The organism is Krasilnikovia sp. MM14-A1259, from assembly GCF_047159535.1.
Classification (GTDB): Bacteria; Actinomycetota; Actinomycetes; order Mycobacteriales; family Micromonosporaceae; genus Actinoplanes.
Genome location: NZ_BAAGAJ010000002.1, coordinates 885,143 through 909,484, shown reverse-complemented (window position 1 = coordinate 909,484; position 24,342 = coordinate 885,143). Strand labels below are relative to the sequence as shown.

Annotated in this window: 20 protein-coding genes and 1 pseudogene; 6 read left to right on the top strand and 15 right to left on the bottom strand. The window is 74.4% G+C overall.

What is annotated here, in order from left to right; translation table 11 throughout:
- Positions 1-11 precede the first annotated feature (11 nt).
- Genes ACMCNK_RS03785 through ACMCNK_RS03775 form a run of 3 tightly spaced genes read right to left on the bottom strand, consistent with a single transcriptional unit; the run spans position 12 to position 4,608 of the window.
- Complete coding sequence (locus ACMCNK_RS03785) at positions 12-692, bottom strand: universal stress protein (RefSeq protein WP_412734982.1); 681 nt, start codon at positions 690-692, stop codon at positions 12-14.
- A complete protein-coding gene (locus ACMCNK_RS03780) occupies positions 692-3,160 on the bottom strand; it encodes a glycosyl hydrolase family 65 protein (RefSeq protein WP_412734981.1) in 2,469 nt (822 codons plus the stop codon). Before ACMCNK_RS03780 ends, ACMCNK_RS03785 begins: the two co-directional genes overlap by 1 nt.
- A gap of 2 nt (positions 3,161-3,162) precedes the next feature.
- Entirely contained in the window at positions 3,163-4,608 is a 1,446-nt protein-coding gene (locus ACMCNK_RS03775; RefSeq protein WP_412734980.1) for a glycosyltransferase, read from the bottom strand.
- A 189-nt stretch (positions 4,609-4,797) separates the two neighbouring features.
- Here ACMCNK_RS03775 and ACMCNK_RS03770 point away from each other — a divergent pair, with 189 nt between their 5' ends.
- From ACMCNK_RS03770 to ACMCNK_RS03760, 3 genes are all read left to right on the top strand, one after another.
- On the top strand, positions 4,798-6,405 hold the full coding sequence (locus tag ACMCNK_RS03770) for a glycoside hydrolase domain-containing protein (RefSeq protein ID WP_412734979.1): 1,608 nt from the start codon (positions 4,798-4,800) through the stop codon (positions 6,403-6,405).
- A gap of 171 nt (positions 6,406-6,576) precedes the next feature.
- Positions 6,577-7,914, top strand: a complete 1,338-nt coding sequence (locus ACMCNK_RS03765) for a GAF domain-containing protein (RefSeq protein WP_412734978.1) — start codon at positions 6,577-6,579, stop codon at positions 7,912-7,914.
- A 16-nt stretch (positions 7,915-7,930) separates the two neighbouring features.
- The gene (locus ACMCNK_RS03760) at positions 7,931-9,082 is read left to right on the top strand and encodes a site-2 protease family protein (protein ID WP_412734977.1); all 1,152 of its coding nucleotides are present in this window, start codon (positions 7,931-7,933) and stop codon (positions 9,080-9,082) included.
- Between the two features lie 95 nt (positions 9,083-9,177).
- Here ACMCNK_RS03760 and ACMCNK_RS03755 read toward each other — a convergent pair whose 3' ends face one another.
- From ACMCNK_RS03755 to ACMCNK_RS03740, 4 genes and pseudogenes are all read right to left on the bottom strand, one after another.
- Positions 9,178-9,978, bottom strand: a complete 801-nt coding sequence (locus ACMCNK_RS03755) for a DUF2785 domain-containing protein (protein WP_412734976.1) — start codon at positions 9,976-9,978, stop codon at positions 9,178-9,180.
- A 100-nt stretch (positions 9,979-10,078) separates the two neighbouring features.
- Positions 10,079-10,762 (bottom strand): dienelactone hydrolase family protein, encoded by a 684-nt coding sequence (locus ACMCNK_RS03750; RefSeq protein ID WP_412740744.1) that lies wholly within the window; start codon positions 10,760-10,762, stop codon positions 10,079-10,081.
- Between the two features lie 156 nt (positions 10,763-10,918).
- Positions 10,919-11,407, bottom strand: a pseudogene (locus ACMCNK_RS03745) (phosphoribosyltransferase); the annotation flags it as partial.
- A gap of 111 nt (positions 11,408-11,518) precedes the next feature.
- Positions 11,519-11,806 (bottom strand): hypothetical protein, encoded by a 288-nt coding sequence (locus ACMCNK_RS03740; RefSeq protein WP_412734975.1) that lies wholly within the window; start codon positions 11,804-11,806, stop codon positions 11,519-11,521.
- 234 nt (positions 11,807-12,040) lie between these two features.
- On the opposite strand from ACMCNK_RS03740, the gene ACMCNK_RS03735 reads away from it, so the two are divergent.
- Positions 12,041-12,298 carry an SHOCT domain-containing protein gene (locus ACMCNK_RS03735; protein WP_412734974.1) on the top strand — a complete coding sequence of 86 codons (258 nt, stop codon included), beginning with the start codon at positions 12,041-12,043 and terminating at the stop codon, positions 12,296-12,298.
- A gap of 72 nt (positions 12,299-12,370) precedes the next feature.
- Here ACMCNK_RS03735 and ACMCNK_RS03730 read toward each other — a convergent pair whose 3' ends face one another.
- From ACMCNK_RS03730 to ACMCNK_RS03705, 6 genes are all read right to left on the bottom strand, one after another.
- Entirely contained in the window at positions 12,371-13,048 is a 678-nt protein-coding gene (locus ACMCNK_RS03730) for an SRPBCC family protein (RefSeq protein ID WP_412734973.1), read from the bottom strand.
- Positions 13,049-13,241: 193 nt separating this feature from the next.
- On the bottom strand, positions 13,242-14,840 hold the full coding sequence (locus ACMCNK_RS03725; protein ID WP_412734972.1) for a methyl-accepting chemotaxis protein: 1,599 nt from the start codon (positions 14,838-14,840) through the stop codon (positions 13,242-13,244).
- 165 nt (positions 14,841-15,005) lie between these two features.
- A complete protein-coding gene (locus tag ACMCNK_RS03720; protein WP_412734971.1) occupies positions 15,006-15,824 on the bottom strand; it encodes an SGNH/GDSL hydrolase family protein in 819 nt (272 codons plus the stop codon).
- Positions 15,821-16,870, bottom strand: coding sequence for an alpha/beta hydrolase (locus tag ACMCNK_RS03715; RefSeq protein WP_412734970.1), 1,050 nt, complete (start codon positions 16,868-16,870; stop codon positions 15,821-15,823). Before ACMCNK_RS03715 ends, ACMCNK_RS03720 begins: the two co-directional genes overlap by 4 nt.
- Positions 16,867-17,748 (bottom strand): hypothetical protein, encoded by an 882-nt coding sequence (locus ACMCNK_RS03710; RefSeq protein ID WP_412734969.1) that lies wholly within the window; start codon positions 17,746-17,748, stop codon positions 16,867-16,869. The genes ACMCNK_RS03715 and ACMCNK_RS03710 overlap by 4 nt, the downstream gene beginning before the upstream one ends.
- Before the next feature lie 5 nt (positions 17,749-17,753).
- Positions 17,754-19,502, bottom strand: a complete 1,749-nt coding sequence (locus ACMCNK_RS03705; RefSeq protein WP_412734968.1) for a phosphatidylglycerol lysyltransferase domain-containing protein — start codon at positions 19,500-19,502, stop codon at positions 17,754-17,756.
- 573 nt (positions 19,503-20,075) lie between these two features.
- Between ACMCNK_RS03705 and ACMCNK_RS03700 the strand changes: the two genes are divergently transcribed.
- Together ACMCNK_RS03700 and ACMCNK_RS03695 are read left to right on the top strand one after the other, a co-directional pair.
- Positions 20,076-20,753: a DUF6230 family protein gene (locus tag ACMCNK_RS03700; protein ID WP_412734967.1), complete on the top strand. Its 678-nt coding sequence runs from the start codon at positions 20,076-20,078 to the stop codon at positions 20,751-20,753.
- An 80-nt stretch (positions 20,754-20,833) separates the two neighbouring features.
- Positions 20,834-22,480 (top strand): DUF6114 domain-containing protein, encoded by a 1,647-nt coding sequence (locus ACMCNK_RS03695; RefSeq protein ID WP_412734966.1) that lies wholly within the window; start codon positions 20,834-20,836, stop codon positions 22,478-22,480.
- Positions 22,481-22,564: 84 nt separating this feature from the next.
- Here the strand turns inward: ACMCNK_RS03695 and ACMCNK_RS03690 are convergent, their stop codons facing one another.
- Positions 22,565-22,954 carry a DUF1992 domain-containing protein gene (locus tag ACMCNK_RS03690; protein WP_412734965.1) on the bottom strand — a complete coding sequence of 130 codons (390 nt, stop codon included), beginning with the start codon at positions 22,952-22,954 and terminating at the stop codon, positions 22,565-22,567.
- A gap of 39 nt (positions 22,955-22,993) precedes the next feature.
- A complete protein-coding gene (locus ACMCNK_RS03685; protein WP_412740743.1) occupies positions 22,994-24,328 on the bottom strand; it encodes a sensor histidine kinase in 1,335 nt (444 codons plus the stop codon).
- Positions 24,329-24,342: the final 14 nt, after the last annotated feature.

The window sequence follows — 24,342 nt, the reverse complement described above, 5'->3', positions numbered from 1 at the left end:
GCAGGCTTCGCCTATCGTGGCAAAACGGGAATCAGGGCGACCGGGGCGGAAGCCTCCGCGACCGTCCGCCGTACCGTGCCCGCCCGGCCCGGAATGAGCCGCTGCGACCAGGCGAGCGCGATCAGGTCGACCTCCTCGGATTCCGCGACGTCGACGACGTGCTCGCCGGCCACCCCGCTGCGCAGATGCAGCCGCACCCCGGGCACCCCGCAGTGCCGGGCGAGGAACTCCTGCTCCCAGCACTCGCGGGCGTGCGCGGCCTGATCCCAGTACGCCGGCACGGTGCTGGCGTCGAAGACGTGCAGCACGATCAGCTCCAGTCCCGCCCCCGCGCACAGCAGCACGGTCTCGGCGACCGCCTCGGCCGCCTCGACCGTGCCGTCCAGCGGGATGAGGATCCGGTCGATGCGCTCGGGTGCCCGCCCCTTCTCGGGTACCAGGACCAGCGGCTGCGCGGCACCCTGCAGCAGCGCCTCCCAGCCCGGGTCGTCGACCGCGTCGCGGGACACGACCGCGGCCACGGCGTCGACGGCCTGCAGCGCGGCCAGGATCGGCGCGGCGTCGGCGGTGGGCCGCGCCACGAGGTCGACGCGGCGCACGTCCGCGCACAGCAGGGCGGCCATCGCCCCGGCGACCGGGACCACGGCGGCGTCGTCGGCACCGGGCCGGACGGCGGCGATGACATGCGGCATCACGCCTCTCCTTCCCGCGCGGCGGGCAGCCGCGCAGTCCCCCGGACCAGCATGGGCGGCCGGCCCGGCACCCGGACCCGCAGCGGACCGTCGGTGCGGATCTCGATCGAGTCCCGTTCCACGTGCAGCCGGACGTGCCGGCGCAGGCAGCGGAAACGCACCTCCAGCGTGCCCCAGGAGCCCGGCAGGCAAGGGTCCACGCACAGCGCGCCGGACTGGACCCGTACCCCGGCGAAGCCCGCCAGCACGGCCTGCCACACCCCGCCCAGCGTGGCCACGTGCAGCCCGGACGCGGTGGTGCCGGTGGCGTCGTCCAGGTCGAGGCGCATCGCGAGGCGCAGCATCGCCAGGGCGGCGTCCGGACGCCGTCCGCGGGCCAGCAGCGCGGCACTGATCGCCGGGGACAGCGACGACCCGTGCGAGGTGCGCGGGCCGTACCGGTCCAGGTTCGGGCCCAGCGAGCCCGGCGCGGTCTCCTGCGGTACGAGGTGGTGCAGCATCAGCACGTCCGGCTGCTTGATCAACTGGGAGTGGCCCACCCGTTCGCGGCCCAGCAGGACGTCGGCGGCCAGCGGCGGTGGCGCCAGGTCCGCGGCCAGCAGCGGCTCCAGGGCGTCGTAGCCGGCGAACTGCTCGTACCGGCCGGTGTCCGGGTCGTAGCCGTCGACCAGCCGGCCGGCGAGGTCCGCCCAGGCGGCACACTCCGCGGCGTCGGCAGCACCGGGCCCCAGCGACGCGGCGGTACGCAGATTCCAGCGCGCCATCACGTTGGTGAACGCGTTGTCGCAGACACCCTCGTGATATTCGTCCGGGCCGATGACCCCGTCGATGTGGGCGCGCCCGGCCGCGTCGGTGCGCACCCGCGACGCCCAGTACCGGGCGGTCTCCACCAGCAGCGGGCACCATGCGCCGGCGAGCAGGTCGGGCCGGCCCGACCAGGTGGCCGTGTGCACCGCCGCCCACGCCACGTCCGCGGTGACGTGCTCCTCCAGTTCCCCGGTGAGGATCGCCACGCACTCGCCGCCGACGTAGCCCGACCGCGGCGTCACGTCGCGGCCCGAGCTCGCCGACTCCCACGGGAACCGGGCCCCGCGGCGCCCGCACTCCGCGGCCGCGGCGCGGGCCGCGTCGAGGCGGCGCAGCCGGTACCGCACCATCGCCGCGGCGGCCCCCGGATCCATCGTGACCAGTGCGGGCAGCACGAACACGTCCGCGTCCCAGAACACGTGCCCGGCGTAGCCCATGCCGGACAGCCCCCGCGCACCCACCGCGGACTCGTCCCGGCGGCCGGTGCTGCACCACAGCTGGAACAGCGCGAAGCGCAGTGCCCGCTGCACCTCCGGGTCGTCCGGAATCCGTACGTCGACCCGCTGCCAGCGGCGCGCCCACGCGGCCCGGTGCGCCGCGAGCAGCCGTTCGAAGCCGTCGCCCTGGGCGGCGCGCAGCGCCGCGACCGCGGCGGCGGGCGCCGCGTGCGGATCCCGTGCGTACACCGCGAACCGGTCCACCACGTGCCGGGTGCCCCCGGTGTGGCACTGCTGCGCGGCCACCGCCGTGACGCCGTGCCCGGTGTCCTGGGCGGACACGCGCGCCCAGTGGTAGCCGTCGGCGACACCCTCGGCGTCGCCCGGGCGCTCGGCGCCGTCGGGGGTGGCGGGCAGGCGCAGCGCCGGGCCGGCCGTCAGTCGTCCCGGCGGGCCCTCCATCCGGGCGGCGGCCAGGCCGGGCCGGGTGATGTCGACCAGGCGCATCGTGCGCACGGTCGCGTCCGGACCGGACTCGCGCCGGTACAGCACGCCGGTGTGCAGGTCCAGGATGCGTACGTCCTCGCGCGGCGGCGGGTGCAGCTCCAGCGCGGTCCAGCACGGCGCGGGCAGCAGGTGTTCCGCCGGTCCGCCGCCGGTGTACAGGCCGTCCGCGAGGGTGAGCGGCACCGTGGCCGGCCCGTCCTCCTCCACCGCGCCCCGCGTGGCGAAACCCGCGGCGCCCAGGGTGAACAGCGCCTCGGAGACGCGGTGCCGGCGCGGGTCCGTCCCGGTCTCGCGCAGCGTCCACGCGGGATCCTCGTCCACCGCGGGCACCCGGCGGTCGCGGCGCCGGATGAGCTGCTCGTCGAGCGCGGCGAGCAGCGCGGCCCAGCCGCTCGGCTCCGCCGGGCCCGCGGTCAGCGGCCCCACGGTCACGGCCAGCGTACGGGCGGCCGCGGCCCCGAGCGCGGCGCCGTCCGCGTCGGCGGAGCCGATGTCACCGCGCAGCAGCAGCACGAGGCCGGGGCCGATCCCGCGACGCGCCAGCCGTTCCAGCAGCCGCGCGACCGACCCGTCACGGGCGGGCAGCACCCGCACATCGACGTGCACCGCGGCCAGTTCGGCGACCCGCCGCCGCAGCCCCTCGGCTTCCGGGCGCCCGGACAGCGAGTCCGGGTCGTCGGTCACCACGACCACCGCCTCGGCGGTGCGGTCGAGCACGGTCACCCGCCCGGCGGGCGGCTCAGCAGCGCGGTCAGCAGTTCGGCGTAGCGCAGCAGGTGCTTGTCGCCGACGAACGCGGCACGGACCCGCTCGTGGGCGGCCGCGCCGATCCGTTGCCGGGCGGAGGCGTCGGCGAGCAGCCCCCGCAGCGCCGCCCCGAACGAGGCGAGGTCCGTCGCGTCGGGCACCAGCACCCCGGCCCCTTCGGTGATCTGGTCGGGGATCCCGCCGACCGTGGAAGCCAGCACCGGGCGTCCCTTCCACATCGCCTCGGCGACGGTCAGCCCGAATCCCTCGGCGAGACTCTTCTGGGTCACCACCGCGGCGTGCCGCTGCAACGCGTTGACCAGCACGGCGTTCTCGTCGACGTCGTCGACCGGCAGCGATGCCAGGGCGATCCGCCCCCGTACGGGCGGGGGCAGCCCACGCCACCGCTGCACGCACGCCGCCCGGACGAGCGCGCCCTCGGGATCGTCGGCGACCAGGGCCGGACCGGCCAGCATGAGCCGCCCCGGGACGTGCGGGGCGACGTACTCGGCGAAGGCCCGCATCACCCCGGCCATGTCCTTGAGCGGATCCCAGCGCGACACCTGCACGACCAGCGGCTCGTCCGGGCCGGGCAGGCTGTCCGCGACCACCGTGGCGTGGCACTCGACCGTGCCGGTGCTGCCGTCGCGGCGAAGGTACGCCGGTGCGGCACGGGTCGGCGCCTCGATCAGCCCGGCGGCGTCCAGCACCGCACGCACGGTGTCCGGTGCGAGATCCTGGTTCTTCGGCGCGAACGGGTCGATCGACGGGGTGATGATCCGGGTCCGCTCGGCGGGCAGCCACGCCGGGACGAACGCGCGCCGGGAGAACACGTACGCGTCCGCGTGCTGCAGGTACGGCCGCAGGAACGCCCAGCCGTCCCGGGTGGCGTCGTTCTGCAGGTCGGTGCCGATGTGGCTGCGCCACACGACGTGCACCCCGGCATGGGTCAGCCACGGCGCCAGCCCGGCGGTCTGCGGGTCGTGCAGCAGCACGATGTCGCCGGGATGGACGAGGGCCAGCAGTTCCTGGGCGTTCGCGGCCAGCACGTCCTCGTAGTGGGCCGCGGTCTGCGGGCCCAGCGTCATGCGGCCGGGGAAGCCGTGCAGCAGGTGGTGCAGATGCTTGGTGACCGCGAAGAAGCTCGGGTTCGCACCGATCACCAGCCAGCGGATGTCGACGTCGAGGTCGCGCACGTACCCGACCAGGGCCTGCAGCATCTCGGCGACGCCGCCGCCGGTGCAGGTCGAGCTGACGGTCCAGATGGTCCGGCCCGCGAACCGGACACGGAAGTCCTCCGCGGCGGCCCGCAGCCCGGCGTAGCGCTGCTCGCCGACGACTCCGGCCAGGGCCGCCACCGGGCGGGCGGCCGTGTGCACCGTGGTCAGGCGGCCGGTGGCGCTGATCGTCGTGGTCATGGGGACACCCCCGAGGCTGTGGCCTGCTTCCAGGCTCGCGCGCGGCGCCACCGCGGCCACAGGGCTGAACGGCCGGGGGTACGACGGGACTTTGGTCCCGCCGTACCTGCCATTGGGGACGTTCGGCCCTGTCCGCCGGACGCTGCACGTCGTTGTCTGAAACAACGTCGAATCTCGTGCGAGGTCACCATGGCTGCCCCGTGCGGCGAGCCGCAGCACCGGCGACCGCCGCTGCGCCCGTTGCGCGCAGCGGTCACCGCCGCCGTGCTCGGCGCGGCGCTCACGCTCACCGCAGCGGCACCGCCCGCCGCGGCGGCTGCTCCCGCCCCGGGCGGTTTCACCGGGTACGGCTTCGACGCGTGCACCGCCCCGGACAGCGCGACGATGGACGCCTGGCTGGCGTCGCCGTACCGGGCGGTGGGGATCTACTTCGGCGGCAACAACCGCGCCTGCGCGCAGCCGAATCTGACCGCGGACTGGGTCGCCCACCAGCAGGGCATGGGCTGGCACCTGCTGCCGATCTACCTGGGCCCGCAGGCGTCGTGCACCCTGTCGAACAAGCCCAACAAGATCGACAACACGCAGGCCGCGGCGCAGGGCCGGGCCGCCGCGGACGACGCGGTCACCCAGGCCACCACGCTCGGGCTGGCCGCGCCGAGCGTGCTGATCTACGACATGGAGGCATACCGTACGGACGACCCCGCCTGCCGGGCCGGGGTGCTCGGGTTCATCGGGGCGTGGTCCGCCCGGCTGCACGATCGCGGATACCTGTCCGGTTTCTACTCCAGCCTGGGCTCCGGGGTCGCCGACCAGGTGGCGAACTACCGGGCCGCCGGGTACGTCCACCCCGACTACCTGGACTTCGCCCGCTGGGACGGCGCCGCCACCGTGTCCGATCCGGCCATCCCGGCCGCGTACTGGTCGCCGCACCGCCGGATCAAGCAGTACCGCGGTGATCATCCGGAGACGTACGGCGGGATCACGATCGACATCGACAACGACTACGTCGACATCGCCGCGCTGCCCTCCGCGACGTTCGCGGACTTCAATCGCAACGGCTGGTCGGACGTACTGGCCCGGACGAGCACCGGCAGCCTGGTGCTGTACCCGGGCAACGGCACGTACCTGGACACCTCCGCGGCCCGTACGGTGGGCAGCAGCGGCTGGGGTGCGATGAGCGCGATCGTCCGGATCGGTGACCTGAACCGCGACGGCCACGAGGACGTCGTGGCCCGCCAGAGCTCGAACGGCGACCTGTGGTTCTATCCAGGCACCGGATCCGGCTTCGGCGTCCGCAAACGGATCGGCACCGGCTGGAACTCGATGCGCGAGCTCACCGCGATCGGCGACTTCAACCGCGACGGCTACCCCGACCTGCTCGCCGCCCAGATCAGCAACCGCAGCCTGTACGTCTACCCGGGTCGCGCCGGCGTCGCCCTGGGCCCGCGCGTACGGGTCGGCACCGGCGGCTGGGACACCATGAGCGAGCTGACCGGGGTGGGCGACTTCGACCGCAACGGCATCCCGGACCTGATCGCCCGGGTCACGTCCACCGGCACGCTGCAGTTCTATTCGGGACGCTCCGGCGGCTTCGCCCCCCGCCGGCAGATCGGCACGGGCTGGAACAGCATGCGCGACCTGGTCGGGGTCGGCGACTTCGACCGCAACGGCTACCTGGACCTCGCCGCGGTGCTGAGGTCGACCAACGACGTCTACCTGTACCCGGGCAACGGCACCGGCCTGCAGGCGCGGATCCGGGTGGCGACCGGATTCGCCGGGCGCACCCCGATGCTCTGAGCACTCTCGCTGCCCTGAGCGCCGGTGCCGCGCTGAGCGCTGCGCCCGCGCTGAACGCCGGCTCGGACCGCCGGGCGGCAACTTGGCGTGGCCCGGATGTTCCCCCCGGGCGCCCAAGGGTGCCAGACTGGTCGAATCAGGCAAACCTCGTGCACGGACGAGGAGCGCACGATGACGCCAGACGAGACCTCCGGCGGCGACGATCCCGGGATCGGCCTCGCCGCCGCCGGTGCCGCCCGGCCGCGGGACGACCTGCTCGGCCTCGGCCGCTCCCACGCGGCCGACGCCACCCAGGGGCGGCTGTGTGCGCTGCTGCGGGGCTACCTCGACGTGGCCCGCGCCGACGACCTCGACAGCCTCCTGCAGCACCTCGTCGACACCGCGAAGGCGCTGGTGGGCGCCCGGTACGCAGCGCTCGGCGTGGTGTCCCAGGGCACCCTCGTCCGGTTCCTGTACGCCGGGGTCGACCAGCAGACCCGCGACCGGATCGGCTGCCTGCCCGAGGGCAAGGGCGTGCTCGGCCTGCTGGTCGAGCGGCCCGAGCCGGTCCGGCTGGCCGACATCAGTACGCACGTACTGTCGGTCGGCTTCCCGGAGCACCACCCGCCGATGCGTTCCTTCCTCGGTGTCCCGGTCCAGGTCGGCCGGCGGGTGTTCGGCCACCTGTACCTCACCGAGAAGCAGGGGGCCGCGGAGTTCACCGGCGACGACGAACAACTGGTCGTGGCGCTGACCGCCGCCGCCGGGGTGGCCATCGAGAACGCCATCCGGCTACGGGAGGGCCGGCGCCGCCAGGCGTTCCACGCGGCCATGGCCCGGGCGTCGACGGACCTGCTCGCGGGCGCCGAGGCCGACACCGCCCTGTGCCGGTTCGGCCGCGCCGCGCAGGAGACCCTGGGCGGCGCGGGCGCGGTCGCCGCGGTACCGGCCGGCGACGACCCGGACACGATGCTCGTCACGGTCGCCGACGGCATCTTCCGCCCGTGGCGCGGCGCCCGCGTGACGGTGCCCGACTCGGTGCTCGGCGACGCCGTCGAGCTGGGCGGGCTCGCCGTGGCCGACTCCGACCGGCTGCCGACGGGACCGCCCAGCCCGGGCCCGGTCGGGCAGTCCATGGCCGTACCGCTGCGGGCCGAGCGAGAGCTCAGCGGCGTGCTGCTGGTGTCGCGCCGGCCCGGCGCCGAAGGATTCGACGCGCTGGACCGCGAGATCATGGCGGCGCTGGCCGCCCAGGCCGGGCTGGTGCTGCGGCTGGCCCGCGCCCGCGAGGACACCGAGCAGCTCCGGCTGCTGGAGGACCGCCAGCAGATCGGCGAGGAGCTGCGCGGCCGGGCCATCCACCGGCTGTTCCGGCACGGCCTGGCCCTGCAGTGCCTGGCCACCCGGCTCTCCCCGCCGGCCTACCGGGACCGCCTGCAGGATCAGATCGAGGAGGTCGACGGCATCATCCGCGACATCCGGGACACGGTGCTGTCGCTGGAAGGACTGCCGGACTCTCCGGGACCGTGAGGGGTGGGCGAGGCGCATGCGCCAGAACCTGCGACTGGGCCAGATCGCCGGGATCCCGGTCGGAATGCACTGGTCGGTGCTGCTCATCCTGATCCTGCTGACCCAGGGGGTCGCCGGTGCCCTGCTGCCCGCGGCCGCCGCCGGGTACGCCGCCGCGGCGTACTGGCTGGTGGCGGTGGCGTTGGCCGGGCTGTTCCTGGCGGCGCTGCTCGGGCACGAACTCGCGCACGCACTCACCGCGCGGCATTTCGGCGTACGGGTCAAGGCGATCACGTTGTGGCTGCTCGGCGGTGTGTCCGAGTTGGACGGCCAGCCCCCGCACCCGCGCGCCGACCTGCTGATCGCGCTGGCCGGCCCGCTGGCCAGCCTCGCCGCCGCCGGGGTCTTCGCGGGTGGCGCGCTGCTGGCCGCACTCGCCGGCCTCGAACTGCTGCACGTCGGCCTGATCTGGCTGGCCGCGGTCAACGCGGTGACGGCGGGTTTCAACCTGCTTCCGGGAGCCCCGCTGGACGGCGGCCGGGTGGTCGCGGCGCTCGTGTGGTGGCGCCGCGGCGACCGGACGTCCGCCCGCCGGGCCGCCGCCCGGGCCGGGCAGGTGACCGGCGGGCTGGTGGCCGGCGGCGGGCTGGCGGCGGTGCTGACGTCCGGCTCGCTGAACGGGCTGTGGCTGATGCTGCTCGGCTGGTTCCTCGCCACCACGGCCGGGGCGGAGGCCGCCGACGTGCGGCTGAGTACCGGGCTGGCGGGCATCGACGTGGCCCGGGCGATGACTGCACCCCCGGTGTGCGGGTACTCCGGGCAGAGCATCGCCGGGTTCGTCGCCGCGGTGGCGGCCGTCCACCCGCACCGGGCGTACCCGGTCGTCGACCTCGACGGGCGGCTCGACGGGCTGGTCACCCTGTCCCGGCTGGCCACGGTGCCGGGCGCGGCCCGCGACAGTACCCGGCTGGCGGACGTACGGGTGCCCCTGGCCCGGACCCGGGTGCTGGCGCCGGACACCCCGCTGCTGGGTGCGCTGGCGGTGTTCGGCGACCCGTACCGGCTGGCGGTCGTCGCGGTCGGCGGCCGGCCGTGCGGCGTGCTGAGCCCCGGCGATGTGCGCCGCATGCTCGACGTGGCGGAGCTGGGCGGGGCGCCGGACCGCAGCAGAGGTGCCGAGATCGTGTGAGGCCGACGCGGCCCGGGCGACGGGTGGTCGTCGATCTCGGTGAACGTGCGGCTGGTGGTAGAAGAGCGCGGCCGGGTCGTGGAGTCTTGCCCCACCTACTGTCGGAGCAACGGGTATCCGCCGAATGCCAGATGCAGACGCTGGGCGATGGCGTCGGTGACACTCGTCCGGTCCGGCAGCGCAGACCGGTCTGCCATGACGTAGGCGGCGCGGAGCACGGCAAGCGTGTTCGCCACCGGGACCGACAGCGGGCCGGGAGTCACCGTGGCGAACAGATCATCCACGGTGGTCAACCAGCCGGTAGCGGGTGCCACGGGCAGCGCTTCCGTGGCGAGGATCTGGGTGATGGCCCCTGCGACGCGGTCCTCCTCCATGTGCGCGTACCGGTAGTCGGTCGGAGCCACGACGCGGCGTCCGACGACGGTGAGCAGCTCGGCGCGGTCGTTCGTGGTGAGCCGCGGCGACGCGCCCAACTCGCCGGCCAGGTCGGCGCCGTGCGCGACCGCGTGCAGCCACCCGCGCTGCTCGTCCCACCCGCGGATGTCCGCCTCGGCGGGCCACCACGACACGAACGCGTCGCGCCAGCCGAGCACCGTCGTGTCGGTGAGCACTCCGGCGACGGCGTCACGGCGGACGGCCGAGGCCAGCACCAGCGGCGCGAACGTGCGCGCCTGAACCTCCGGGTGGTTGAACCGGGCCACCATCGCGGCGCCGAGGTCGGTGAGGTGGTCGTCCAGCACTCCACGCTCGATCCACGTCGCGAGCGTGGGGTAGGCCCAGGCGTCGCGGGCCACCGGGTCCACGGCGGCGAGCATCGTCGACAACTCGCCGAGCGCCGCTTCGAGCTGGTCCGGAACGGGGAAATCGGTGGCCACGAGCTCTGCCCAGTTGATCACCAAGCGACGGTAGCAACGTGGCCTGCCGTACGGCCCGAAAGGCAGACTGCTACCGGTGGTCCTCGGCGGCTACGCAGTCCGGCACAAGACCCCGACGGCTCTAGGGTGCCGCCGTGGCGGGCACCGCGTCCGGTGCAAGGTGGTCGGTGAACCATTCCGCGGCCGCCGCGGCGACGACGTCGAGCGCGCCCGGTTCCTCGAACAGATGCCCCGCGCCGGGAACCACCGCAAGCCGGTTCGGGCAGTGCAGCCGCCGCCGGGCGTCCCGGTTGAGTTCCAGCACCACCTGGTCGTCACCGCCGACGATGAGCAACGTCGGCGCCGCCACCTCGGCCAGGTGTGCCTTGGCCAGGTCGGGGCGGCCGCCACGGGACACCACGGCGGCGATGTCCGTACCGAGGGCGGCCGCGGCGGCGAGCGCGGCGGCCCCGCCCGTGCTGGCGCCGAACAGTCCCACCGCGGCGGTGCCCGCGGCCGGACGCCGGCGCAGCCACCGGACCGCGGACTGCAGCCGCCCGGCCAGCAGGCCGATGTCGAACACGTTGCGCCGGTCCGCCGCCTCGTCGTCGGTGAGCAGGTCGAACAGCAGGGTCCCGAGCGCGGCCTCGTGCAACACCTCGGCCACGTGCCGGTTGCGCGGGCTGTCCCGCCCGCTGCCGGAGCCGTGCGCGAACACCACGATGCCGCGCGCCTGCGCCGGAACGGTGAGCCGGCCGGGCAGCGCGATCCCCCCGGCGTCCACCGTCACCTCGGCGTCATCGGCCGGCTGCGCCGCGGCGGGCACCCCACCGTCGTGGGCCGACGCCGCCAGCAACGCGGCGACCTCGGCATCCGGGGTCTGCGAGAAGTCGTCGTAGAACTGCCCGACCGCCCCGAACAGCGTGGGGTGCAGCAGGCTCACCACGTCGTCGGCCGCCCCGGCCAGCGACTCCACCGCGTCCGCGGGCGCCACCGGCACGGCCACCATGACGCGCGCCGCGCCGGCCGCCCGGGCGATACGGCAGGCGGCACGCGCCGTGGCCCCGGTCGCCACCCCATCGTCCACGATGATCGCGGTCCGCCCGGCGAGCGGCACCCGGGCCCGTTGCCCGCGCAGCGCCCGTACGCGGCTGCGGACCTCGTCGCGGGCCTGCTCCTGGGCGGCACGCAGCTCGGCCGGGGTGACCCCGAGGGCGCGGACCAGGCCCGCGTTGACGACACCTTCGCCGTCCTCGCCGATGGCGCCCAGGGCGAGCTCCGGCTGGTCCGGGGCCCCGACCTTGCGGACCACGATGATGTCGAGCGGGGCGCCCAGCACGCGGGCCACCTCGGCGGCCACCGGCACACCACCGCGGGGCAGCCCGAGGACCACGATGTCGGCGCTGCCACGCAGCGGCCGCAGCTGGGTGGCGAGCCGGCGACCGGCATCGATACGATCACGGAAGGACATGCGGACCCCCTGCTCGAACAGCCCGGCAAGGTCCATCGCATACCCGGGGGGCGGGCCCGAACAGGGCCGTACGGCCCGTTCCGCATCCGCCGGGCGGTGCGTGCCGCCTGGTCACGCTTCCGTGGGCGGCCACCGGGTGTCCGGTGGCGGGGCGAGCGGGTGACGCTCGTCGTCACGCGCCGCCAGGGAGGCCATCGCCCGCAGATACTGCCGCCGGGTGATCTCTCCCGACCGCAGCTGCGCCACCAGCACGCCCTCCAGGCTCTCGGGCGGCGCCTCGCCGGCAGGCTCGGGCTGATCGCGGCCGTCCTCGGTGCCCGGCGACGGCTCCGACCACGGCCAGACAGCGGCCACGCACGCCGCCAGCAGAACAGCCGTCATCACGAACAGGAACACCACCGGTATCACCCCCTCCCCGTCATCATGCTCACCCCGGGGCCGTCAAGGCCAGAGAATGCCGGTGCCGTCCCGGACCGCATCCGGCACGTTCGCGGGCGCGCCCCGATGGCGCGCGCGCCGAAGCCGCAGGCGCACGCGGAACAGGAGGCCGCGGACCCCGCAACCGGGGGCCGGTCGGCCCGTGCCGCGGTCCGGTGCCCGGCGCACGATGAGGGTGCGGAAGGGAGTCCGGTCATGATGTTCTACGGCGCAGGCATGGGTTCCTGGGGATGGCTGCTGATGGCGTTCTCGGTGCTGGCATTCGTCGCCCTGATCGGCGGCACGGTCCTGCTGGCGATGCGGGTCGCCGGCCGGGTTCCGCCGCAGCCGCCCGGCGGTGCGTCGGCCATGGCGTCCGCCGAGCGCACGCTTGCCGATCGCCTCGCGGTCGGCGACATCGACACCGACGAGTACGAGCACCGCCTGCGGGTACTGCACCGCGGCGCGCGCTGAGGGCGGTCGCACGGCTCATGCCGAGCCAGCAGCGCATGCGCTCGCGGCCCTCGCTGCGCTCGGTGCACTCGCTCATGCCGAGCCAGCCGCGACCGGCTCGCGGCGCCTGGCGTACGCCTGAGCCCGGTCCCGGATGCCCCGCAGCATCTTCCGTTCCATGATCAGGCTGCCGGGCTCCATGACGAACCGGTACGTCAGCCGCTGCGCCCGGGTGGCGTGCGGCAACGCGATCCGGTTGCGGCTGACCAGCCGGGTACCCTCGGCGTCGTCGCCGAGCTGGAAGATCCACGCCCACCGGTGATCCGGCGACCGGAACGCCAGCAGCCGGTCCGGTTCGCACCGTTCCACCCGCATGGCGGGACCGTCCGGCCCCAGCGGCAGCTCGTCACCGGCCGCGAGGTTCTGGTACTGCGGCAGGATCCGGCTGGTGCTGTGCATGTCGAGACCGAACACGTTCTCGATCCAGTCGTACGTGTAGGCGCCGCCACGGCCGCTGCCCATCTGCACCAGCCACGGCCACACCGCGCCGCGCGGCGCCGCGATGGTCACGGCACGCGTGGACACCAGGTCGGGGTCGGCGACCAGGTCGTCGCCGGGCATCGGCTCGGCGGCCTCGACGGCGGTGGCGCCCCACGTGAGGTACCGCCTGCGAGCCGCCGGCCGGTAGGCGGCGACGACAGCGACGGCCGCCGCGCCGAGCAGTGTCCACGCCGCCACGCGGCGACGCCGCTTGCTGACTCGTCCGGACATGTCGCCTCCCGGGTTCTGCGCGGGGATACCGGTTCGACGTTCGCCGCCGCGGCGGGCCGGGCGACAGTGCCGGTCGGTCCCGAGCGGGGACCGAAGGTCCTTCCCGTTCGTGGACGACAATGAGCCGGCGGCCGGTCCGGGCAGTGCCGCGGACCGGCCACCGGCGGGGGGCGGGGTGGTCGGTGGCCGGCGCCTACGTCTGGTACGTGGACACCAACTGCTGGAGCTCCGTGGCCATGGCGGCGAGGCTGTTCGCGGTCGCCTGGGTCTCGGACGCACCCGACGCCGCCGAGTCCGCCGCCGACGCCACCCCCGCGATGTTGCCGGCGATATTGCCCGTACCGGCGGCCGCCTGCGCGACGTTGCGCACCATCTCACTGGTCGTCGCGGTCTGCTCCTCCACCGCCGCCGCGATCGTCGACGCGTAGTCGTTGATCCGGCCGGTCACCACCGCGATCTCCCCGATCGCCGCGATCGCCTGCGCCGTCTCACCCTGAATCGCGTTGATCCGCGCCGCAATGTCACCCGTCGCCCGAGCCGTCTCCTGCGCCAGATCCTTCACCTCGGTCGCCACCACCGCGAAACCCTTACCGTGTTCACCGGCCCGCGCAGCCTCGATCGTCGCGTTCAACGCCAGCAGATTCGTCTGCTCCGCAATCGCCGTGATCAGCTGCACCACATCGGAGATCTGCGCCGACGACTGACCCAGCTGCGCCACGATCTCGTTGGTGCGCTCCGCCGCAGCGGCGGCCTCCATCGACACCTTCGCCGCCTCGCCCGCATTGCCGGCGATCTCCCGGATCGACGCGGACATCTGTTCCGCACCCGCGGCCACGGTCTGCACGTTGCCCGACACCTGCTCCGCAGCCGCCGACACCGTCCCCGCCTGCGCCGAGGTCTCCTCCGATGTCGCCGACAGCTGCGTCGACACGGCCGACAGCTCCTCCGCGGCCGTCGCCACCTGCGTCGCGTTCCCGGTCACTTCACGGACCATCGCCGCGGTCGCCTCGGTCGACGCGTCCAGCGCGGCGGCAAGCTGGGCCACCTCGTCGCGGCCCCGCAGACCGATCCGGACAGTCAGGTCGCCGTCGCGGACGCGGCGCAGCGCCGCGACGCACCGGGCCAGGGGCCGCGTGATCGCCCGGGCGATCAGCCAGCTCACCACGCCCGCCACGAGCACACCCAGCACCACGAACGCGGCCACCAGCGTGCGCGAACCCTGGTAGGTGTTGCGTGAGGCGTCGTTCTGGTGGCGCGCGGCCGCGGTCTCGATCGCCACCAGACGGTCCAGCCCGTCGGTGAGATCGGAGATCACCACGGTGCCCTGGCCGTCGCGGACGCCGCGGAACGCGTCCAGGTTGCCGCGTTCGATCGCCGGGGCCATCCAGTTGTCGCGCAGCTTGCGGTACTGCGTCATCGAGTCGGTGACCTGCGCCAGTTCCTTCTGCCGCCCGGTCATGTCGGAGCTGCGGTACGCCGCGAGTGCCCGGTCGAACACCGCGTCCTGGGCCGCACTGTCCTTCAGGTACTCGTGGACCTGGGCCGGTTCGGTGGAGGCCGCGGCGTTGAGGAGCCCGACCTGGGTCAGTTCGGCAGCGTGCTGCATCTCGGTGAGCCGGGTGACCGGGACCAGCGCCTGACGGTACAGATAGTCAGACTTTTCCTGCATCTGCCGCATGCTGATCAGCGCGGCAGCGGCGACTCCGACGGCCGCCAACGCCATCAACGCCACGGCCAGCCAGATCTTGGTGCTGACCTTGCGGTCGGTGACGATCCGTACCAGTCGGCCCACTTGGGGCATGATGGCGTTTTTCGCCGTCCTCATTGACGCGCTCCCGGGTTATCGCCTGCCCACGGACGGATTCCGCGCGCACACGCTGCGACCATCCGATCGGCCGCCCGGGAAGCGGTTGTGAGGCGGCGCGGCGTACCGTGCGCAGCGTCACCCCGCAACCGGTCACTGTGGTGGTTCGGGCAGCGCCCGGTAGACGGCGGCGGCGATCGCCGCCTGGCCGTCGGCGTTCGGGTGGTCGCCGTCCGCGGACAGCAGCGCGGTCGGGTCGGCCCGCCCGTCGGCGCCCTTGAACGCCGTGGAGGTGTCCAGGTACTCCGCCCCGCCCGCGGACGCCGCGCGACGCAGCGCGTCGTCGGCGTACCGGGTGGCGGTGGCCGACTCGGCGACGCCGCCGTCGCCGTAGTCCTCCCGGGCCACGTCGCCGTCCTCGACGACGTTCCAATAGCCCAGCACGAGCACCCGCACCCCCTCGCCGTGCAGCTCGTGGACCCGGGTGAGGGCGGTGGTGACGTTGCGCTGCACCCCGGCCGCGGCCTCGGCGTACCCGGAGTCGCCGCTGTGTTCGTCGAACGCGTCGGCCAGGTCGTTGGCCCCGGTCATGAGCAGCACCACACTCGCGCCACGTACCGCCTCGGCGCCCTCCCCGGTGTCCAGCTCGTCGGCCACGTCCCCGGCGGTCAGGCCGGGCTCGGCCAGGTTGACCGAACGGGCGCCCGCGCCGAGCCGGCGCGCGTACAGGTCGGGGAACGGGGTGCAGTCACAGGACGTACCCGCGGGCACGGAGTCACCGAACGTGACCACGGTCACCGCCGACGGGGTGTGTGGCAGGTTTCGGGTCAGCGGTGCGCCGCAACCGGCCAGCGCACCCACCGCGAGCAGTGACATGAGCACGGCGCCGCGCCCGGGCTCCAGCAGCGGACGGGCGGCCGGTGCCGGGCGTTGCGCCGCACCCCGTCGTCGCGCGATGGGCGCGCGGATCACCGCGCCACCACGCCGTCCACCCGGGCCGGGCGGGCGAGGCGGGCGCCGAGCCAGTCGAACGCGGGGCCCTCCATCGTCTCCCACACCGCGTCGCTGTGCCCGCCGTGCGCCACCACCGCCGTGGTGACCTCCAGCGGGCTGCGGGCGAGCCCGGCGAGCAGCCGCGCGTCGCGGCACGCGTGCTTGTCGTCGGCCGCGTACCCCAGGTACAGCGACGCCGCCGGTGCGGGCAGATGGCGCAGCCGCCACGCGGCGTTGGCGGTGGTGTTCTCACTGCCGTCGCCGATCGCGATGCCAGGGGCCGCGTAGCCAGACAGGCTGGCCGCCGCCGCGTACCGGTCGGGATGGCGCAGCAGCAGGTCGGTGGCGCAGAACCCGCCCGCCGAGAAGCCGGTCACGGCCCACCCCGCCCGGTCCGCGCGGACCCCGAAATGCGCCCGGATCGCCGCGGGCACGTCGACGGTCAGGTACGTCTCGGCCTTCGGCCCGCGCACCAGGTTGGTGCACTCGGTGTCCAGCAGCGGCGCCGGCGTCAGGTACGGGAACACCACCACGGTCGGCGCCATCCGCCCGGCCGCGATCTCCGCGTCCAGGTGGGCCTGCACGCCGAGCCGGTTCAGCCAGGTACGCGGCGAGCCGGGGTAGCCGTGCAGCGCCTCGATCACCGGGAACCGGGCGTCGCGTCCGGCGGCGGTGCGGTAGGCGGCCGGCAGGTACACGTACGCGGGCATCGTCATGCCGGTGCCGCGGCCGGCGACCTTGAGCGTCACGACCTGACTGCCGGTGGCCGCCGTGGCCGTGCCGCTCGAACGCCCGGGCGAGGCCGATGTCGGCGCCGCGCCGGCCAGCGCCCCCCATGTCGGATAGGTCTCGGTGAGCCGATTGAGCTCCAGTCCCGCGGTGGCCAGCACGCTGACCAAACTAGCCGCAGCGGCGAGGATGCGCCCGGTCCGGCGCGCGCGGTCCCAGACCCGGCCGAGCAGCACCGCGGCGCCCACGCACGCCGCCAACGCGGCGAGAACCCCGGCGATCCCGTCGATCCTCATCGCGGCACCGCCGTCGGCAGCACCACGGGAGCCGCCAGCGGCTGCGGGGTCTGTTCGGCTGCCCAGGCGTCCCCGAGCGCCCATGCCGCTGCGGCTGGTCCCGTGGCGCCGACGCGGCGCACCGCCACCCCGGGCACGACCGGTGCAGCCGCCGGCCCGGTGGCTGCGCCGGCGTTGCGCACCGCTACCCCGGGCGTGCCGGGCCGAGGGGCCGGCCCGGCCCCGACCAGCGCCAGGGCGCTGAACCGCTGGTCGGCGCGCACCAGGCCGGCGGCGAGCCCGGCCTGCGCGGAGGTGGCGACGACGGCCCAGCCGCGGGAGGTGACTCGCACGTCGCGGGCGAGCGCGGCGGGCAGGTTCGCCAGCGCCGCCGCCGCGGTGCGCCCGGTCGGCACGAGCACGACGCGGACCGCGTCCGGGTCGGCGGCGGCCGCGCGCTCCGCCGCGGCGGCGCCACCGGGCGCGACGAGTTCCAGCAACGCCGGGAACGTGGCCGCGCGCCGGGCGCGGTACGCCGGTGGCACCAGCAGCACCGGGGCGGTCGCGAGCCGCCAGGCCGTCCAGCCGGCGGGCCGCCACGGCGGCGGCTTGACCGTACGGCCGAGCTGGTCGTCCAGCCGTCCGGCGGCCGTCACCGTGGCCCGTGCCCGGGTGCCGGTGTCCCCGGCCAGCGCGGCCCACGACGGGTAGAACTGCTCGTGCCGGTTGAGCACGAGCCCGGCGGAGGCGACCACGAGCGCCTCGGCGAGCAGCACCCCGGCGACCCGAACGGGCAGCCGCCAGCGGCCCGGCAGCGACCAGAACCGAACCGTCGCGGCGCCGGCCGCCACCGCGACGAGCACGGCGAGCGCGATGAGCGGGAGACCGGTGAGTGCCATCGGACTCAGGCCACCGGGGAATCGCCGAGCGGGACCCGCGGCCGCGGAACGCCGGGCCGGGCCGACGGCAGGAACGCCTCCGCCGACAGCGCCGCGATCGCGATCCGGGGCAGGTCCCGTGCGGTCGGGAAGCACAGGTAGCGGGGCTCCCACAGCGGCAGATACTTGGCGTTGGCCCGGTACAGCGACTCGATCTGCCACATCCGGGAGGCCAGCCGCAGCATCCGGTGCCAGACCCGCAGCACCGGCCCGGCACCGAGCTGCTCGGCGCGGGCGAACACCGAGCGCAGCACCGCGAAGTTGAGCGAGATCCGGCGCACCCCCAGGTCGGGGGCGGCGGCGACCGTACCGGCGACCATGAATTCGGTGATGCCGTTGTCGGCGCTGCGGTCGCCGCGCATGACGTCGAGCGACAGCCCGTCGGCGCCCCACGGCACGAAATGCAGCATCCCGCGGATCCGCCCGGTCGCGTCGCGGCACAGCACGAACAGGCAGTCGGGGTCGCCGGGGTCGCCGAGCCGGGACATCGCCATGGAGAAGCCCCGCTCGACCGGGCCGTCGCGGAACGCGTCCGCGGCGTGTACCGCCTCGGCCAGCTCGGCGGGCGGCAGGTCGCGTTGCCGGATCACCTGGCACGTGTACCCGGCCCGCCGGATGCGCGCCACGGCCTGGCGCACGCCCCGCATGGGCCGCCCGTCGAGGCGGAACGTGGCGACTTCCAGGATCGCCTCGTCGCCCAGCTCGACCACGTCGAGCCCGGCCCGCCGGTACGCCTTGCCGCCGGCCTGGCCGCAGCCGAGCACCGCCGGGGTCCAGCCGTGCCGGGCGCAGTCGGCGAGCCACGCCGCGATGGCGCCCGGCCAGGCCGACCCGAGCCCGACCGGGTCGCCGGAGGCGAGGCTCACCCCGTTGACCACCCGATACGCCACCGCCGCGCGTTGCGACGGCGCCCAGATCAGCGACTTGTCGTGGCGCAGCGCGAAGTAGCCGAGCGAGTCGTCCGCCCCGTACCGGTGGAGCAGGTCGCGGACCATGGCGTCGTCGGCTTGCGTGCGCTGTGGCAGCGGGCTGCCCGGCCGCAGCAGCAGCACCACCGCGGCGCCGACCGCGAGCAGCCCGAACGCGCCCGTGGTGAGGCTGACCGCTTCGGCACCGAGGGGGTGTACGAAACGCAGTGGGCCGCTGATCCCGACCAGCCCCAGCGCGGATTCGGTGGCCCAGCCGGCCACGCCGGGATGGCCGACGAGCCGGTTGGCCCGTAACGCGATCTCCAGCAGGCCGAGCAGGAACCCGGCGGCGGCGAACCCGGCCAGCGCCCCGGCCGCGCGCCACCGGTTGCGCGGGTCGGCCTGTGCACGGAACTGCCCGCGGACCGCGATGAGCAACGCCAGCAGGATCGCGGAGACCACGGCGGCATCGACGTCGAGCCCCTTGGCCAGGTGCAGGATCACCGCGGTGCCGGACAGGGCGACCGCGACCTGCCAGGCGCGGTGCTTGCCGCGGCGCAGCCCGGCGCCGAGGTAGATCAGCAGCAGGCCGACCGCGCCCGTGGCCGCCCGCGCGGACAGGATGCCGGCCATCGGCAGGAACTCGCCGAGCGCGGCCAGCCGGCCGTGCCGCGGTGGTAGCAGCGCGGTCGCCACGTCGAACGCGCCGGAGAGCTGGACCAGACGGGCGACGGCGGCACGCGACAGCGGCGGCCGGGCCTGCCACGGCTCGGCAGTGGCTGCCACCGCCCGGGATTGCCGCATCATCCGGCCATCGTCTTGAAGCAGCCTTGGCGCCGCCGGGGAACCGGCTGTGAGTCGTCTGTGGGCCGCCTGTCGACCTTGACCTTCCGTTCACATCTGACCGAATCCTGCGGCCGCCACCGGCCCACCCCTCGCTCGTGACGTTGAGTGATCGTGTTGGCACCCAGAGCGGGGAATCCGCAGGGTGGGCCATTCGAACGGGTGACTGAACGAGCGCTAACCTGTGGCGCCCATCACGAGCCAAATCCCCACCAATCGGCCGCCAGGCGGCCGCGGTTCAGGGATCTCCAGGCATTGTTACCTATCCGTGATACGTCGCTCACATACACGTGTGGTGACGGTCACAACGCCCCCGGCGGGTCGAAGTGTCCACTTCCAACCAATGATCCACGTCACATCCGTCGATGCCTGTCACGCTACGTAATCAGAATCGCGTGACCTGGGTTACTCGCGGGTAGCCGAGCCACTTGTCTCACCCTGCCGTGACCGGCAACATTTCCCGCACATTACGACGGTCTCATCGACGGGCCTCACTACTGGCGGTAGACGAAGTTGTCCTCCGTCGATGCGAGCCGCATGACGGTGTGGCCCGCACCGTTTTCCCATGTTCCGCGAGGAGGATCCGTGAAGGATGTTCAAGGCGAGCCGGCGTACGGCGGTACGAACTGGCGCCGTTTCGCCGTAGCCGTGGGCGTGCCCACCCTTGTTGCCGGCGGCATCGTGCTCGGCATCGCCAACGGCGCGCTTGCCGCGACCTTCAGTGTTTCGGGCCAGAGCTTCAAGATCTCGGCCGACAAGCTGGAGGGCGAGGGCTTCGCCCAGTACGGCGGCACCGTGCACCAGGAGAAGGTCGGCGAGCTGCCGGTCGCACTCTCCGGCATCAACAAGGCGAAGCTCACCAACCTGTGCCAGTCGGTCAAGACGCCCGGTCTGCCGATCACCCTCACCATCCGGGCCGGCCGCGAGGCGGGCCAGCCCGCCGAGGCCACCCAGCTCTTGATCGGCCTGACGGAGCTCTCCGGCGACGCCGACTTCAAGAACATCAACATCGGCGCGTCGTCGTCCACCCTCACCAAGGGCGGCCCCGACGCGCACGACAACAACGCAGGCGGTTTCGGCCAGGAGGCTGACAGCGTCGTCATCACCAACCTGCGCCAGATCGGCTACTCGGCCACCGCGGCCACGTTCAACCTCAAGGGTCTGAGCCTCAAGCTCAACGTGGACCCGGCCGGCAAGCCGCCGGAATGCTTCTGACGTAACACCCGGAGGCCCGCGGAATCCGCTCCGCGGGCCTCACCTATGCAGTGCCGGCTGAAAGTCTTTTGGAGGGGTACGTGACAACAGCGAGCAAACGGGAGAGGTTCCGCGCATGGCGGCGGCGCCGGCCGTTCTGGGGCGGCCTCCTGCTCATGCTCGCCGGTCTGGAGCTGTTCTTCAGCGCCAACCAGACGATCGGCGACATGCAGGTCCACATCGGGCCGACCGGCTTCCTGTCCTACCTGCTCCCCGCGATGCTGCTGCTGTGCGGCCTGCTGGTCTGGTTCACGCCGGGGCAGCGGTTGTTCTACGGAATCCTGGGGTTGCTCACCGCGCTCTACTCGCTCATCGGGCTCAACCTTGGCGGTTTCTTCGTCGGCATGATCCTCGGCATCCTCGGCGGCGCGCTGACCCTCGCCTGGGCGCCCCGGCGGCCCGTTCCCGCGGTCACGGACGGCACCACGCCGGATCAGCCGGGTGAGCCCGCCTACGGCGACACGGCGACCACGCAGCCGGTCGGCGGCGAGATCTCCACTTCGATCCTGCCCGGGTTCGCCGAGCCCGACGGCGAGCAGGCGCCGCCCGAGCAGGCGCCGCCGTCGCCGCGCGGCTCGCACCGCAACAAGATGTTCGTGATCGCGCTCGTGCCCACCGCCATGACCGCCGCGATGGTGGTGGCCGGCAGCCACCTGCCCGCCCGGGCCGACGAGTGCCCGGACGGCCTGCCGTCGCGCACGACCGCTGCCGCCTCGTCCGCCCCGGCGAAGGTGGGGGCCGCGTCCGTTCCGTCGTCGCGGTCCGCGGCCGGCAAGTCGGCGCCACGCGCCACCGCCGCCAGCACCGCGGCCAAGGCCAACGCCGCCACCGGCAAGACCGGCGCGGCGGCCAAAGAAAATGCCACCCCACCGTCGAGCGCTCCCGCGAGCGCCGACGACGAGGAGAGTGACCACCCGGTCCTCGACGGCATCAAGGACGCCGCCGGCACGGTCGTCAGCGCCGCCGGCAAACTGCTCGGCCTCGGCGACGAGGCGCCCGCCGCCGACCCCTCGCCCAGCGCGAGCGAGCCGAGCGCACCCGTACCCGCGCCGACCACCACCGCCCCGGCGCCGGCCGACCCCCCGGCCACCAGCAAGCCCGCCACCAGCAAGCCGGCCGCCGAGCCCCCGGCGGCCGACCCCAAGGACACCGCGGCGCCGGGCACCAAGGCACCCACGGCCGCCCCGGCACCGTCGAGCATCGCGCCGGTGCCGTCGTCGTCGGACATCCCGTGCCTGGGCCCGCGTGTCTTCAAGGAGGCGGGCCCGGACGACCTGCCCGGCACCATCTCGCTGAACGGCGCGACCCTCGAGGGCGAGTCGCTCACCATGTACAACTCGAGCTACGACGGCGTGACGACGCTGACCACCCCGGGCGGTCCGCTCAAGGCGCTCAAGTTCAGCATGACCAAGTCCGTCACCAAGCCGTTCAAGCTCACGGTCGGCGAGGACGGCGGGCACACCACCCAGATCGACAGCAGCGCCCTCACCACCGAGGGCAACGTCCGTTTCTACACCCCGAAGTTCACCGGCAAGCTTTTCGGCCTCATCCCGGTCACCTTCACCCCGGACTCCCCGCCGCCGCTGACCCTGCCCGTGCTGTGGTTCACCGACGTGAAGATCCACCTCGCGTTCGTGCGCTGCGACTCGCTGACCGCCGACCCGATCAAGCTCACCGAGAAGCCCTGACGGCACCCCACCCCGCGAGCCCGGAGCGCGAGCGCGCCCGGGCTGCGGCGCCGCCGGACGTACGGCCGCCCAGCGTACGGCCGCTCAGGACGCCCGGCGCTCGCGCCAGCCGCGTACCACCTCGTCGGGGTCGCACGGCGGCAGCAGCACCGGCGGCCCGTCGAGCAGCCCCACCCGCGCCTTACGGATCCGCTCGTTCACCTCGGCGACCCGGGTGCGCACCGCGTCCTCGGAGCGCAGCCGGTCCACCGCGGCGGGCAGATCCTCGACCTCGCGGCGCAACGCCAGCGTCGGCGGCAGCACCCCGGTGGTGGCGCCCTCGCGCTGCAGCCAGTCCTTGACCCACCAGTCCTCGTCGTACTCGCGGCCGTGATCGGACAGGGGCCGGCCGGTGCCCGGCAGGTTGTCGAACTCCCCCTGCTCCTGGGCCTCACGGATACTGCGGTCGATGGCTGACTCGTACCAGGTCACCATGACGCCAGTCTACGAACCGCCCGCCGGCGGGCGCCGTGCTCAGTCCCCGGGCAGGCGCACCGTGACCAGCAGGCCGGGACCCGCGTCGGCGAGCGTGACCGTGCCGCCGTGGCGGCGGACCAGCTCCCGCACGATCGCCAGGCCGAGACCGGTCCCGCCCGCGTCGCGGGCGCGGGCGTCGTCGAGCCGGGTGAACCGGTCGAAGACCCGCTCCCGGTCGGCGGCGGGGATGCCCGGCCCGTCGTCGGTCACGGTGATGCTCCGGTACGCCCCGTCGGCGCGCACCGCCAGCTCCACCACCGACGCGGCATGCCGTACGGCGTTGTCGAGCAGGTTGGCCACCACCCGGGCGAGCGCGTCCGGCTCCCCCATGACCTGCAGCGGCTCCGCGGGAGCGGCGTACCGGACCGCCGGGTAGCGGGCGGCGACCTGCCCCAGCAACTCCCCCAGGTCCACCCGGGTCTGCGGGGCCGGGGCGGCGCGGGTGGCCGAGTCGTCGGAACGCGCCAGCAGGAGCAGGTCGTCCACCAGGCGGCTGAGCCGCTCCACGTCCGTGAGCAGGTCGTCGGCGAGCGCCGGCCAGTCCGTACCGTCCGGAAGCCGCTGCGCCACCTCCAGCTCCGTACGCATGGTGGTCAGCGGGCTGCGCAGCTCGTGGGCGGCGTCGGCGACGAACGCGCGCTGCCGGGCCCGGGCCGCGCCCAGCCGGTCCAGCATGTCGTTGAGCGTGACCGCGAGCCGGTGGATCTCATCCTCGGTGTCCGGCACGGGCAGCCGCTGCGGCGGCCCCGCACCGCGCCCGCCCTGCGCCGCGCCGGTGATCCGCTCGGCACCGGCGCGCAACGCCTCCACCGGGCGCAGCGTGGCCCCGGCCAGCCGCCACGCCACCAGCGCCAGCAGCCCGACCAGCAGCGGGAACGCCACCAGCAGCAGGCCCCGCAGCACGTGTACGCCCTGGGACAGGTCCGCGGTCGAGCGGGCGACCAGCACGCGTACCCGGTCGTGCGAGGGCCCCGCCGCCACCGAGACGACCCGGACCCGGCCGGGCAGGCCGATCCGGTCCCCCGGCAGGTACCGGCCGGCGTGGTCCGGCATCGTCCGCAGCTCGGCCGGGTACAGGATCGGCACCAGCCGGTCGGTGCCGACCGAGACCGCGCGGACCCGGTTCTGGGCGTCCACCACCTGCACCTGAACGCCCGGCGGCGCCGGGATCGGATCGCTGAGCGAACCCTCGTCGACGAGGTGGGCGACCGCGTTCCCGGTGTCCAGCGCCTCGGCGTTGGCCGCCCGCAGCAGGGCCACGTTCAGCGCCGCGACCAGCGCGGCCCCGCCGATGCCGAGCCCCACGACCAGCACCAGGACCGTGACCAGCAGCAGGCGGACCCGCA

What these genes read in the sequence shown, in the direction of transcription:
- ACMCNK_RS03690 (WP_412734965.1), bottom strand. Translation starts at nt 22,954, where the DNA reads ATGGTGACCTGGTACGAGTCAGCCATCGACCGCAGTATCCGTGAGGCC.
- ACMCNK_RS03785 (WP_412734982.1), bottom strand. Translation starts at nt 692, where the DNA reads ATGCCGCATGTCATCGCCGCCGTCCGGCCCGGTGCCGACGACGCCGCC.
- ACMCNK_RS03765 (WP_412734978.1), top strand. Translation starts at nt 6,577, where the DNA reads ATGACGCCAGACGAGACCTCCGGCGGCGACGATCCCGGGATCGGCCTC.
- ACMCNK_RS03770 (WP_412734979.1), top strand. Translation starts at nt 4,798, where the DNA reads ATGGCTGCCCCGTGCGGCGAGCCGCAGCACCGGCGACCGCCGCTGCGC.
- ACMCNK_RS03730 (WP_412734973.1), bottom strand. Translation starts at nt 13,048, where the DNA reads ATGTCCGGACGAGTCAGCAAGCGGCGTCGCCGCGTGGCGGCGTGGACA.
- ACMCNK_RS03715 (WP_412734970.1), bottom strand. Translation starts at nt 16,870, where the DNA reads ATGAGGATCGACGGGATCGCCGGGGTTCTCGCCGCGTTGGCGGCGTGC.
- ACMCNK_RS03710 (WP_412734969.1), bottom strand. Translation starts at nt 17,748, where the DNA reads ATGGCACTCACCGGTCTCCCGCTCATCGCGCTCGCCGTGCTCGTCGCG.
- ACMCNK_RS03775 (WP_412734980.1), bottom strand. Translation starts at nt 4,608, where the DNA reads ATGACCACGACGATCAGCGCCACCGGCCGCCTGACCACGGTGCACACG.
- ACMCNK_RS03705 (WP_412734968.1), bottom strand. Translation starts at nt 19,502, where the DNA reads ATGATGCGGCAATCCCGGGCGGTGGCAGCCACTGCCGAGCCGTGGCAG.
- ACMCNK_RS03700 (WP_412734967.1), top strand. Translation starts at nt 20,076, where the DNA reads ATGACGGTGTGGCCCGCACCGTTTTCCCATGTTCCGCGAGGAGGATCC.
- ACMCNK_RS03760 (WP_412734977.1), top strand. Translation starts at nt 7,931, where the DNA reads ATGCGCCAGAACCTGCGACTGGGCCAGATCGCCGGGATCCCGGTCGGA.
- ACMCNK_RS03735 (WP_412734974.1), top strand. Translation starts at nt 12,041, where the DNA reads ATGATGTTCTACGGCGCAGGCATGGGTTCCTGGGGATGGCTGCTGATG.